The organism is Sorangium sp. So ce590, assembly GCF_051521365.1.
In the GTDB taxonomy this organism is placed as follows: domain Bacteria; phylum Myxococcota_A; class Polyangia; order Polyangiales; family Polyangiaceae; genus Sorangium.
The window spans coordinates 4,917,148-4,929,080 of the sequence record NZ_CP150346.1; the positions used below are offsets into that span (position 1 = coordinate 4,917,148).

At 72.5% G+C, this 11,933-nt stretch carries 9 protein-coding genes and 2 tRNA genes; 2 read left to right on the forward strand and 9 right to left on the reverse strand.

The window, feature by feature from the left end:
- The first annotated feature begins 35 nt into the window (after positions 1–35).
- The gene (gene murJ, locus WMF28_RS18510; RefSeq protein ID WP_437603568.1) at positions 36–1,691 is read left to right on the forward strand and encodes a murein biosynthesis integral membrane protein MurJ; all 1,656 of its coding nucleotides are present in this window, start codon (positions 36–38) and stop codon (positions 1,689–1,691) included.
- On the opposite strand, the gene WMF28_RS18515 is transcribed toward murJ, so the two are convergent.
- On the reverse strand, positions 1,660–2,280 hold the full coding sequence (locus WMF28_RS18515; RefSeq protein WP_437603569.1) for a protein-tyrosine phosphatase family protein: 621 nt from the start codon (positions 2,278–2,280) through the stop codon (positions 1,660–1,662). The two genes, murJ and WMF28_RS18515, sit on opposite strands and share 32 nt — an antisense overlap.
- Before the next feature lie 132 nt (positions 2,281–2,412).
- On the opposite strand from WMF28_RS18515, the gene WMF28_RS18520 reads away from it, so the two are divergent.
- Positions 2,413–4,107 (forward strand): L,D-transpeptidase, encoded by a 1,695-nt coding sequence (locus tag WMF28_RS18520; protein ID WP_437603570.1) that lies wholly within the window; start codon positions 2,413–2,415, stop codon positions 4,105–4,107.
- A 62-nt stretch (positions 4,108–4,169) separates the two neighbouring features.
- Here WMF28_RS18520 and WMF28_RS18525 read toward each other — a convergent pair.
- The 8 genes from WMF28_RS18525 to WMF28_RS18560 all read right to left on the reverse strand — a co-directional run bounded on the left by WMF28_RS18525 (position 4,170) and on the right by WMF28_RS18560 (position 11,896).
- Positions 4,170–4,246: transfer RNA gene (locus WMF28_RS18525), tRNA-Met, on the reverse strand.
- Positions 4,247–4,371: 125 nt separating this feature from the next.
- On the reverse strand, positions 4,372–5,760 hold the full coding sequence (locus WMF28_RS18530) for an energy transducer TonB family protein (RefSeq protein WP_437603571.1): 1,389 nt from the start codon (positions 5,758–5,760) through the stop codon (positions 4,372–4,374).
- Positions 5,761–5,827: 67 nt separating this feature from the next.
- The gene (locus WMF28_RS18535) at positions 5,828–6,631 is read right to left on the reverse strand and encodes a TatD family hydrolase (protein WP_437603572.1); all 804 of its coding nucleotides are present in this window, start codon (positions 6,629–6,631) and stop codon (positions 5,828–5,830) included.
- Between the two features lie 8 nt (positions 6,632–6,639).
- Entirely contained in the window at positions 6,640–8,913 is a 2,274-nt protein-coding gene (locus WMF28_RS18540; protein WP_437603573.1) for a PrkA family serine protein kinase, read from the reverse strand.
- A 153-nt stretch (positions 8,914–9,066) separates the two neighbouring features.
- Positions 9,067–9,543 carry a hypothetical protein gene (locus tag WMF28_RS18545; RefSeq protein ID WP_437603574.1) on the reverse strand — a complete coding sequence of 159 codons (477 nt, stop codon included), beginning with the start codon at positions 9,541–9,543 and terminating at the stop codon, positions 9,067–9,069.
- Between the two features lie 212 nt (positions 9,544–9,755).
- Positions 9,756–11,018, reverse strand: coding sequence for a serine/threonine-protein kinase (locus WMF28_RS18550; RefSeq protein WP_437603575.1), 1,263 nt, complete (start codon positions 11,016–11,018; stop codon positions 9,756–9,758).
- Between the two features lie 13 nt (positions 11,019–11,031).
- On the reverse strand, positions 11,032–11,787 hold the full coding sequence (locus WMF28_RS18555) for a zinc ribbon domain-containing protein (RefSeq protein WP_437603576.1): 756 nt from the start codon (positions 11,785–11,787) through the stop codon (positions 11,032–11,034).
- Between the two features lie 35 nt (positions 11,788–11,822).
- Positions 11,823–11,896: transfer RNA gene (locus tag WMF28_RS18560), tRNA-Ile, on the reverse strand.
- Positions 11,897–11,933 lie beyond the last annotated feature (37 nt).

The following is an 11,933-nucleotide window of genomic DNA, read 5'->3' on the forward strand; positions in this document are numbered from 1 at the left end:
CGCACAGGGGCGGGAGGTCTGATAGAAGCGGCGCCGTGCCGCCCGACCTCGATCCGCCCGCCGCCACGCAGGCAGGGACCGCGCCGGCGAGCGCAGCGCCGGGCGCTCCCGCGGCGACCGGCGCGCGCCGGCCGGCCGCTGGACAGGAGGCGGCGCCCAGCGCGGCGCGGTCGTCGGCGATGGTCACCGCGGGGATCATCCTCTCGCGGCTCGTGGGGCTGATCCGCCAGCGGGTGACAGCGCACTTCTTCGGCACATCCGAGCTCGCCGACGTGCTCGCCGCGGCGTTCCGCGCGGGGAACATCACCCAGAACCTCCTCGGCGAGGGGACGCTCTCGGCGACGTTCATCCCGGTCTATGCGCGCCTCCGCGCGGCCAACGACGCGCGCCGCGCGGCGCACTTCGCGCTCTCCGCGCTCGGGCTCCTGCTCGTCGCCGCCGCGGCCGCGTCGATCGTCGGCGTGATCGCCGCGCCGTGGCTGTCCTTCCTGGTCGCGGCTGGCTTCGACGAGGACAAGCTCGCGAGCACGACGCGGATCGTCCGAATCATCTTCCCGATGACAGGCCTGCTCGTGCTGTCGGCGTGGGGGCTCGGGGTGCTGAACGCGCACCGCCGGTTCTTCCTCCCCTACGCCGCGCCCGTCGCGTGGAGCGCCGCCCAGATCGCGGGGCTGCTCGTGTGCGGGGCGTGGCTCGGGATGCGCGGGGAGCCGCTCGCCGAGGCGCTCGCGTGGAGCGCGCTCGCCGGCGCCGCGCTGCAGCTCGCGCTGCTGCTCCCCGCGGCGCGCTCGCTGCTCGGCGGGCTGAAGCCGCGCCTCGACGCGCGCGACCCGAGCGTCCGGGAGGCGGGCGAGAAGCTACCCGCCGCGCTGCTCGGCCGCGGGATCATCCAGGTCTCCGGGCTCGTCGACACGCTCCTCGTGAGCTTCCTCGGCGCCGGCGCGAACGCGGCCTTCAACTACGCGCAGACGATCTACCTGTTGCCGATGAGCATCCTCGGCACAGGGGAGGCCGCGGTGGCGCTGCCCGAGATGGCGCGCGACACGGCCGAGGCGGACGTCGCGCGGCGCAACGAGGCGCTGGCGCGCCGCCTCGGAGCGTCGCTCGCGCGGATCACCGTGCTGACCGTGCCGGCGACGGCCGTGTTCATGGTGCTCGGGCGGGAGCTCATCACGCTGCTGCTGCAGACCGGGACGTTCGATCGGGCGTCGACCGCGCGGGTCGAGCCGCTCGTGTGCGCCTACGGGCTCGCGCTGCTCGGGAACGCCGCGGGGCGCGTGCTGATCACCACCTCGTTCGCGCTGGGGGACACGAGGACGCCGGCGCGCTACGCGCTCTATCGCGTGATCGTCAGCACCGGCGTCGCGCTCCTCCTGATGCAGCGGCTCGACGTGCTCGGCGTGGTGCTCGGCGCCGTCATCGCCGGGTGGGTCGAGGCGATCGCCCTCGCGCTCCGCGTGCGGCGCGAGATCGGCGGGCTCGGGCTGGACCAGGTCCGGATCGGCCGCGTCGCCGCGCTCACGGCGGTCTCGGTCGGCTGCGGCGTGGCGCTGAGGGCCGCGCTGCCGGAGGCGATCGTCGCCACGCCGTGGGGCGCCGCGCTCGTCCTCGCGGGATGCGGCGGGGCCTTCGCGCTCGCGGCGCCCGCGCTCGGGCTCTTCAGCCTGAGGTCCCTGCTGCGCAGGAGGTGATCGCGGGCGGCGACGCGCGCTCGCTGGCCTCCGCTTGCGCGCGGTGCCAGGCGACGTACCGCTCGACGAACTCGCGCTGCACCCGGCGCAGCGCGACGCGCGGGCGCTGCCGCTCGAGCAGGGCGATCGCCTCGCCGATCTCGAGGCCGCCGCGGGTGGTGAGGTAGCAGAGCGCGAGCGTGACGCTCCGCCCGACGCCGCTCGCGCAGTGGACGTGGACGCGATGGCCAGCGCCGAGATGGCGCTCGAGGAACGCCACGCCGCGCGCGGCCTCCTCGAGCGTGGGGGCGCACATGTCCCAGCAGGGGATGCGCAGGTACTCGACCCCCGCCGCGCGCAGGGCGAGCACCGGATCGTAGAGCTCGCGCGACACGTTGATCACCGCGCGGACCTCGAGGCGGCGGAGCTCGGCGACGTCGCCAGGGAGGAGAAACCCGCCGATCAGGAGGTTCGGGCTCACCCACGTGCGCCACGGGTGCCGCGGTCGGAACGACGCGGTGGCGCGGCGCAGCGCCAGGAATGCATAGAAAACCACGGCGTAGGGCGCGAGCAGGAGGACCACCAGCGCGGGGCGGAGGCGCACGCGCATCTCATGGCGTCGTCGCGCGCACGGCGCCAGCGGCCGGGCGGGACGCGCGCGGGCGATGCGCACGTCGCGCACGCACGCAGGCGGCGCCCTGGAACTTGGCCCAGGGCGCGCAAGTCGGGCATGCGTCGGCCGATGCCGCTCGCTTCCCTGCCGACGGAGCTCTCCCGGCCGGTCTCGCCTCCGGACCTCCGGGCGCCGCTGCTCCGCGCGCCACGACGCTCCGGAGGCGGCGCCCGGCCGCGTCTTCTCGACGGGCTGGCAGGCCTGATCGTCGCGCTGGCCATGTCCGGTTGCAAGGCGGCAGGCGCATCGGTGGAGCTGTCGAAGGACGAAGCGGGCGACGGCGGCGAGCTCCAGGTCGCCGCGCTGCCCGCGGACGGGCCCAAGCTGATCGCGCTGCGCGCGGGGACGCCCGTGCTCGCGCGCCCGCAGTCAGGCGCGCGCAGGCTCGGAGAGCTCTATCCCGGCGCCGCCGTCGTGCGATCCGCGGAGCCATACGGACGCGCGGGGTGCAGCGGAGAGTGGTACGCGATCCGCCCCCGCGGCTTCGTCTGCGTGGGCGACGGCGCGACGCTGCACACCGACGCGGTCGCGGTGCTGCCGGCGCCGCCCGATCTGTCGCGGCCCCTCCCCTACCGCTACGGGCGCGCGCGGACCCAGGGAACCCCGGCGTACTTCGGGGTGCCGAGCAGCGAGGAGCTGCGGCACGCCGAGCCGGATCTCGAGCGCCATCTCGAGCGCGTGCAGCGCAGCGACGCGCAGCTCGGCGCGTCGGCCAACGACGTCCCGCTGGATGAGCGCGGCATCGCCACCGGACCGCCGGTGCTGCTGCCGCAGCGAGAGGGCGTGGGCGAGGACGGGCGGAGGACCGAGGCCGGATATTTCCTCTTTCCGCTCGCCGACGCGATCGCGCCGCTCCCACCCCTCGCCGCGCTCGGCATCGAGCTCGGCGCGAAGGATGGCGCGCCCGTCGATCTGCGCTCCGCGATGAAGACGGTGGCGCTGCGCAAGGGCAGCGGGGTCGCGATCACCCGCACCTTCACGGCGGGAGAGACGGACGGCCGCAGGCTCGGCGTGACGCCGGACGGACGGCTCATCCCGGCCGATCGGCTGCGGGCCGCGCTCGGCTCGCCGTGGCACGGCCTCGACGTCGAGAAGGTCGGGCTGCCCGTGGCGTTCGTGCATCGCCACGACGTCAACACGTGGTCGATAGGCCACGGCAAGGCCACTCTCAACGAGGAGGAGCTCGAGCGGCACACGGGCGTGCCGCTCACGGGCAAGTTCAGGACGGTGGCCGGCGTCCGCTTCGAGGAGGCACGCGACGGCTTCTGGCTGCGCTCTCAGGATCTCGTCGTCATCGTGCGGCGCGCCAAGCTCCCCGAGTTCGCCAAGGGCTCGCAGCGCTGGCTCGACGTCAGCCTGGCCAACCAGACCCTGACGGCCTACGAGGGGCAGAAGCCGATCTACGCCACGCTGATCTCGTCCGGACGCGATCAGCTCCGCGATCCCGCATCGAGCGCGTCCACGGCGCGCGGCACCTTCCGCGTGCGGAGCAAGCACGTGACGCGCAACATCGACCCGCGCGAGGTGGCCGACAGCTTCGACGTCGCCGACGCCCCGTGGGTGATGGACTTCGCGCCAGGCCACGCGATCACCGGCATGTACTGGGGCGCCGGGGTCGGCGAAGCGCAAGGCTTTCACGACATCGCGCTGACGCCCGTCGATGCGCGGCGCATCTTCCTGTGGGCCGAACCGGCGCTCCCCGATGGCTGGCACGCCGTGCACAGCAGCGGCGAGGAAGGATCCCTCGTCCACGTCCGGCCTTGAGGAGCTCGCCGCAAACGCTGGCCCTGAGTTCAGGGAGGCCAGCGGCCGACTGTCACCATTGCTGGTGCCGAAGGAGGGACTCGAACCCCCGACCCGGCGCGTATGAAACGCCTGCTCTGGCCAGCTGAGCTACTTCGGCAAAAGTGAGGGCGGACTAGTACCGCCCCGTTCCCAGCCTGTCAAGCGATGTCTTGCCCTTGCGACCCCGCCGTCGACACGCGTCGATCGGGGCGTCGGGCTCATCGACCTCGTCGATTCATCGATTCATCGGTCGCCGGCGGGGTGCTTCGGCAGGACGGCGGGGTTCCTCGCCTCGAACGGCATCGACCACCGAAAGCTCTCACCGAGCTCGGGGGGCACCGGCGGGTACGGCGCGCCGCGCAGCACCGCGCGCCGGCAGTTCTCGTCGAACTCGGGGATGCCGCTCGGCCGCGTCACCGACGCGCTCTCGACCGTCCCGTCCGCGCGGATCACGAACGTCACGATCACGGTCCCCTGGAGCCCCTCGCCCGCAGCCCACTTGGGGAACGCGTCAGCCCAGAGCGGGTGCAGCTTGGCCATGACCTGCCGCATGTAGAGGTTGCGCCGGCGATCGAGGGGATCGTTGTCGAGCAGCCGGCCGCGCCCCGAGCCGAGCGCGCTGGAGCGCGCGCCGCGGCCCGCCACGCCGCCCGATCCGATCGCGCCCGGCCCCGCCTCTCCGCCCGGACCGAGCCCGCGCGCGCCACCGGCCGAGCTGGCATGAACGAGCGACTGGATCGCCGTCGCCACCTCCTGTTCGCTGTCGACCGTGTCGCTCGGGCGCCCCGCGACGTCGGCGGGGACCGAGGGCGTACCCACGGCGACCCTCGGCCGCGCCAGCGGGACCGCCGCGCTGTCGCGATGATCCGCGCCGGGCCGCCCGTCGCGCACGCCCAGCCCCGCGGACGAGCGCTCGCCGCCCTCCACGGCTCCGCCGACCGCGCGCGGACTCGCGCCGAGGGACAGCGTCGCGCCGGGTGCGCCGGACACGTCGACCTCGCGCTCGACGCCCGCGGGCCGGGCAGCTGCGCCGAGCGCGCTGCCCCGACGCTCGGGCGCCCCGCTGTCGCGCGCCCCGACCGACGGATCGCGCTCGGACGCGGCACGTCGCTCGGCCCGGCTGCCGACGCGGCCGCCCGCGAGGAACGTGAGCTCCATGGGCTCCCGGCTGGCTCGCCAGTCCTCGCGCGACGCGCGATGGGACGACGAGCGGATGCGCTGGATCTGGCTCCTGTCGAGGCGTGAGCGGACCTCGGGAGACAGAAACGTCGCGTCGTCCCTGTCGGCGAGGTTCAGCGCCGGCAGCTCGGCCGCCTCGGTGCCGCCGCGGCCGCTCGTGCCCGTGTCCGGCCGCGCCGCGGCTTCCCCTCCGCCACGCGCCCGGCTCGCGGGCAGCTCGGGCGCGATCGCGGCGGCGCTGTCGAGCGTGCCGTCCGAGACCACGGGGAGGTCGATCTCGATCGGCGCGCTCATCGCCGCCGGCGCTCCGACCGTGCGCGCGAGCGTCACCTCCCGCGCCGAGAGCGAGCTCGCGACGACCACCGCGCCTGCCCCGAGAAGCCCGGCGTGGGCAGCGACGGAGAGCGCCCACGCGGATGCGATCCGGCGGCCGTCGCGTGACCTCTGCGCCATCGTCCTGTCACTATGCCTTGAAACTCGCACGAGGCGAGCCCGGCGGCGCCGCTGGCGCGGGCTCGTCTCAGACGGTGAGCGAGGCGAGCGCGTCGGCCTTCGGGAGCCGCAGCCGCCGGCGGGTGTTCTCCGCGGTGCGCGCGGCCAGCGCCTCGAAGGGCTCGCCCCGGAGCTCCGCGACGAAGCGGGCCGTGTGCAGCACGTGCCCTGGCTCGCACCGCTTTCCGCGGAACGGCACGGGCGCGAGGTAGGGGCTGTCGGTCTCGACCAGGATCCGGTCCCCGGGAGCCCACGCGGCGACCTCCTGGATCGCACGCGCGCTCTTGAAGGTGACGATGCCGGAGAACGAGATGTCGAAGTCGAGCGCGAGCGCCCGCTCGGCGAACGCGCGATCCTCGGAGAAGCAGTGGATGATGCCGCCCACGTCGCTCGCCCCTGCCCGCTCCAGGATCGCGAGCGTGTCCTCCGGCGCCTCGCGCGTGTGGATGACGATCGGCTTCTCGACCCTCCGCGCGAGGGCGACGAGGTCGGCGAAGACGCGCTGCTGCGTGTCCCTGGGCGAGTGCATGTAGTGGTAGTCGAGGCCGATCTCGCCGACGGCCACGACCTCGGGGCGGCGCGCGAGCACCTCGATCTCCGCGAGCATCCTGTCGTCCATGGCGGAGGCGTCGTGCGGATGGACGCCGACCGCGGCGTGCACGTCGGCGCGCCGCGCCGCGAGATCCGCGGCGAAGCGCGCCGCCGAGAGATCGGCGTCGACGCCGACGACCACGAACGCGTCGACGCCGGCGGCCCGCGCGCGGTCGAGGACGGCGTCCGCGCCCTCGCGGAAATGCTGCGGATCGACGTGGCAGTGCGAGTCGATGAGCATGCTTCGGCTCAGGTGACGAGCTCCGCGAAGCGCGCGCGGAGCAGCGCGCTCGCGGCGTCGAGCGCGCAGCGGTCGCAGTAGCCCATCCCGCGCAGCCGCTCCAGCGCGCGCGTCGCGTTCCTGCGCTCCTCCTCGCGCAGCTCGCCCCAGCCCTTGTCGGACTTGCCGTCGCTCTGCGCGTCGCGGAGGAGCGCGACCAGGTCGCGGACGAGCAGCGCTACGCCCTTGCGCCGCTCCGTGAACACCGCCTCCCGCACCTTGCGGATCTGCTGCGGGAACACGACCGCGTTCACGATCCTCTGGCCCGGGTGATCGATGGCCCACGCGGCGATCGCCGAGATCAAGCCGCGCCGGTGATCGTCGTGCTTCGTGCGGACGCCGAGCAGCGCCTCCACCTCGCGCATCATGCGCTCGTCCGGGTTCTCGAAGTCGCCGGTGTGCGGGTTCCGGATCTTCTCCCCCTTCACCCAGACGCCGACGTGGGAGATGTACCGATCGAACAGCTCGGCGTAGCGGGTCTCGTCGACGAGGCCGCTGGCCGTCCGCATCTCCTCCTCGAGCGTGTCGAGCAGGCGCGTGCGCACGACCTCGCGGAAGAGCCGGTGGTCGTGGTAGCCGCCCGCGAGCTGCTTCTCCTTGAGCCAGTCGTACTCCGCCTGCCGCTTGCAGAGCGCGTCGAGCTCCGACAGCACGGCGAACGGCGAGAGGCACGTGTGGTCCGCGCTCTGCGCCGCGTCGAGCAGGAGCGACCGCACCTCGCGCGGCGAGACGCCGAGCCGCCCCTCGAAGTCCACGGACGCATCGCTCTCGTGGTAGATGGCCTCGATGCCCGCGCGCAGGACCTTCTGCGCCTCGACGTCAAACCGCTCCGGCGCCGTTCCCGTCGCGAACAGCTCCATCTTCTCGACGGCCGTGAGGCTCGAGACGAGCGGCGCGAGCGCGTCGGGGTACCGCTTCGCCTCCGGCTGACGCATGCGGGTGAGCACGGCGAACTGCGCGGCGACGCGCGTCGCGTGCGGGGCGACGTGGCGGGTCACGAACGGGACGATCTGCGCGTCGTAGATCGTCTGCTCGTCGAGGTAGCTCCGGAGATAGGGCGCGCGCAGGAACTCGAAGCGCCCGCGGAAGCTCGGGAACTCCGGGTGCTCCCGGAAGGCGTTGAGGTGCACGTCGTTGGCGCTGCCGATCATGACGACGTTCGTCTGCACCGTCTGCTGCGGAAGGCTGACCTCGCCCGTCTCCAGCGTGAGCTGGAGGTAGCGGAAGGCGTCGAGCGGGCGCTTCAGGAGATCGCTGAACTCGAGCATGCCCCCGGCGGCCTCGATGAGCTCGCCGTGCGCCTCGAAGAGCGTCGTGGCCTGAAGCGAGGTCGGGAGCGAGGCGAGCGAGCGATCCGCCGTGATCTGCCGCTCGCCGGCGTCGACCGAGAGCTCCGGGCCGATCGTGACGGCGCCGATGCGGTAGTGGCGCGAGATGAAGTACCGCTCGACCTGGACGTGCCGCAGCGTCTCGACGAGCGAGCCGCCGCTCGCCACGAGGAGCGCCTCGAAGACCTGCTGGTTCTTGTGGGACAGCTTGCCGCTCATCAGCCACTCGGGCGGCGGCTCGGCCGCGCCGGCGTCCTCGTAGAGCTTCAGGATGAGCGCCCGCCGCTCGCGCACCGGGAGCAGGAAGAGCGGGTGGTCCCTGAGCTCGATCACGAGCCGGGCGTCGATCTGATCGTCCTCGAGGTGGGCGTAGCTCGTGCCGTCCGCGGCGCTCGCCTTCACGTCGCCGCCGAAGCCGATCGAGCCGCGCATCGTCTTGCGGCTCGGGAACACCCAGTGGAAGCGGTACACGGCGCCCTCGTCGAGCGTCGAGTAGTGCTCCAGGGCGCGCAGCATGCAGGCGGCGAGCGTGCTCTTCGCCGATCCGTTCGGCCCGTGCATCAGGACGAGCCGGTTGGCCCTGCCCTCGCGCACGAAGTTGCAGAGCACCCGGTAGACCTCGGCCTGGAGCTCCTCGTGGCCGATCAGCGCGAAATCCCGCCCGTGGTAGGCGGCCGACGCCGTCGCGCCCTGCTGCTCCGGCCCGGTCGGAGGGAGCTCCCACGGGAGATCGAACAGCTGGAAGCGCGTCAGCTCACCCCAGGGCTTCTTGATCGTCCGCGTGCCGAAGTGATCGAACATGTCGCGGACGTAGCGAGCCGCGTCGCGCCCGAAGCGGACCGGGTTGGATGCGAACAGCTCGAGGTACTGCTGGAAAGAGAGGACCCGCTGCTCCTCGCTGAAGCGCCGGGCCATCGACGAGGCGATGGTGTCGAGCTCGGAGAGGGCCTTTCGGGCCCGCTCAGCTGCGCTGCCTTGAACTGTCTGGCTGGGGCCGACCTCGCTGGGCTGGCCCCCCCGGCTACCTGAGGTGTCGTTATTCACGTGGGGCCGAGTTTACCGTTGTGCCTACTGCACGTCGATGACCGCCTCGAGCTCCTGCTTCTGCATCAGACAGTTCGCGGCGCTGCAGATGCTGAAGGAGAGCACGCCCGCCACCTTGGTCTTACCCTTCTTGGCCGCGACGAACGGGACCTTGAGCGTGCCCTTGTTCTCCTCGAACGCGCCGTCTTCTCGCTTGAGCAGGGGCTTCGGGTACGTGACGCCCTCGGCGGCCGCCTCAGCGACCTTGAACTTGATGGGGTACTTGTCGTTGATGTGGTAGTCGCCCTTCGACAGGAGCGAGACCTCGACGACCCCCTCCTGGCCGGCCTTGTACGTCCCCGCCGGCTTCATCTCGAGGGTGTAGACCGCATCCTCGACCTTCGACTTTCCGCCCTGGGGTGATGCCGCAGGCACATCGGCGGCGCCGCGGGAGGTCGCCGCTTCGCTCTGGCTACAGCCCGAGCCGAGGACGGCGAGCCCGGAGAGTGCGATCACGCACATCGCGGCGGAACGGGGCTTGCGGGTCCGAGTTGAAGGATGGGTGCTCATGGTCAACACAAATAACACAGCGGCGGCGTCCGCGCGAACCGGGGGCTCCCGGCGCCCGTGAGGACGGGCGCACCGCGCCGCGGCGCTGGCGGGGCTCACGCGCTGCGGCGATGGACGTCTTCACGCGCTGCGGCGCCGGGCGGGCGCGTCCCCAGCGCGACAGTTCAGCGCGCGATCAGCAGGGCAACGAGCGCGCAGAGCAGCACGGCCGCGCTGGCCACCGCGGGGACGACCCACCGCGGCAAGCGCTGGGGCACCCCCATCACGATATCCTCGGCGAACGCGTCGGCGGCTCCCGGCGACGGTGCGGCGACCGCGGCGACGGGCGGTCGCCCTGCGCGGGCGACGGCCGCGCCCGCGGAGCCTGGGTCGTGGCGGGCCAGGATGGCGGGCATCGCGGCGCGGATCTGCGCCGCGAGCTCCTTCTGCGGCATGCACGCCCAGTCACGGTGAGACCCCGCGAGGCCGTACGCCTGACCGACGCGATCGGCCAGCAGACCGACGGACGGGAGGCGCGCCTCCGGGCTCTTCATGAACGCCGCCTCCATCACCGGATCGAGCGAGGCCGGCACCCCGTACGCCTTGCCCGCCTCGCTCGGGGGCATCGGGTTGCTGCCCATGATGCTGACGAGGATCATCGGGCCGGTCGACGCCTGGAACGGGACACGCCCCGTGACGCACTCGAACACGATCGCCGCGACCGACCAGACGTCGGCGCGATGATCGAGCGCGAGCAGCCCCTGCGCCTGCTCCGGCGACATGTAGAAGGGCGAGCCGATCGTCGTGCCGACGACGGTCAGCTTCTTCGCGCCCTCGCTGTTGTCGCGCACGCTGCCGAAGTCGAGGATCTTCACCCGGTCGCCGTCGTGCGTGCCGACGAGGAAGATGTTGTCCGGCTTGAGATCGCGGTGCACGACCTTGCGCTCGTGGGCCTCGACGAGGCCGAGCGCGACCTGCGACAGCATCCGCACCAGGCGCTCGGGGGGGAGCACCTTGTCGCGCTTCAGGACCGTCCGCAGCTCCTCCCCCTCGAGGTACTCCATGACCAGCGCGAAGCTGTGGTCCTCGGTCCGCTCGAAGGCGAGCACCTCGACGATGTGCTCGTGGGGCAGCGACGCGCTGACCTGGAACTCGCGGTGGAAGCGCTCGACGCTCACCTCGTCGAGCGCGACCTCGGGGTGGAGGATCTTCAGGGCGACGCTGCGGCCGACCTGGAGATCGAGCGCCTGGTAGACGCGCCCCATGCCCCCGTCCGCGACGATGCGCCAGACCTGGTAGCGCCCGCCGCAGAGGGTCGCGCCGACGCGCCGGTCCTCCCGGTGCCTCGGCGGCGAGGCCTGGGCGACGGGGATGAGGCGCTGCCCATCGACCGGGCAGAAGCCGCTGTCATGCGAAAAGAGCCGGAAGCAGGCGGAGCAGGTCTTCAATCCGCACCCGGGATCAGGCGCGGGAAGGGTCCGCGGGCGGCGAGCTGCCCGGCGCGGATTCTGGCGGCATGTAGTAGAGGATCCGGTTGCAGTTAGGGCACCGCTCGAACTCGTCCTGGCGACGCATCTTCTGGAATATCATCGGCGGCACGGACAGGTGGCAGCCGAGGCACGTGCCGTCGTAGGTGCGGGCGATCGCGACGGGCCTGCGTGTGCGGATCGACTCGTAGCGACGGTACAGGACGACCGGCAGCTGGCTGACCACCTGCTGGCGCGCCTCGGCGCGCTGCGCGCGCTCTGCCTCGAGCGCGGCCAGAGACGCCTGCGTCCCCGGCGCGCTGCCGTCGATCGCCCCCGAGAGCTCGACGCGCTTCGCCTCCGCCTGCTCGATCGCCACGCGCGCGCCCTCGGAGGCCGAGTTCAGGCGCTCGATCTCCTCCTCGCGATCGCGGTGCAGCTTGCGCAGCTCCTCGATCTCGCGCTGCGCGGCGTTCGACTCGCGCTCGTTGCGGGAGCGTTGCAGCTTCTCCCGCGAGCGCTCGATCTGGTTCGACATCTGGCGGAACTCGATGACGAGCTCGGAGCGCGTCTTCTCCATGGTCGCCAGGGCTTCCCGATCGGCCTTCAACCGCTCCTCTAGCCGCTTCAGCTCGGACCGCATCCCTTCCAGGCTGCCGCGCTGTTTGTCGAGCTGCTCATCGATGCGGCGGATCTCGCTGTCGATGGCCGACAGCTCTTCGAGGAATGCGATCTGCTCGCGGATGCTCACGTGCTTCCTTGTCTCCTTGTGTTTCGTGGCTTTCGTGGGCCCACCTGGACTCGAACCAGGAACAGCCCGGTTATGAGCCGGGGGCTCTGACCGATTGAGCTATAGGCCCTGGTGCACGAGCGAAGCCCCGATCGGGTCCGCGCACT

What these genes read in the sequence shown, in the direction of transcription:
- WMF28_RS18520 (WP_437603570.1), top strand. Translation starts at nt 2,413, where the DNA reads ATGCCGCTCGCTTCCCTGCCGACGGAGCTCTCCCGGCCGGTCTCGCCT.
- WMF28_RS18530 (WP_437603571.1), bottom strand. Translation starts at nt 5,760, where the DNA reads ATGGCGCAGAGGTCACGCGACGGCCGCCGGATCGCATCCGCGTGGGCG.
- WMF28_RS18545 (WP_437603574.1), bottom strand. Translation starts at nt 9,543, where the DNA reads ATGTGCGTGATCGCACTCTCCGGGCTCGCCGTCCTCGGCTCGGGCTGT.
- WMF28_RS18515 (WP_437603569.1), bottom strand. Translation starts at nt 2,280, where the DNA reads ATGCGCGTGCGCCTCCGCCCCGCGCTGGTGGTCCTCCTGCTCGCGCCC.
- WMF28_RS18535 (WP_437603572.1), bottom strand. Translation starts at nt 6,631, where the DNA reads ATGCTCATCGACTCGCACTGCCACGTCGATCCGCAGCATTTCCGCGAG.
- WMF28_RS18540 (WP_437603573.1), bottom strand. Translation starts at nt 8,913, where the DNA reads ATGGCCCGGCGCTTCAGCGAGGAGCAGCGGGTCCTCTCTTTCCAGCAG.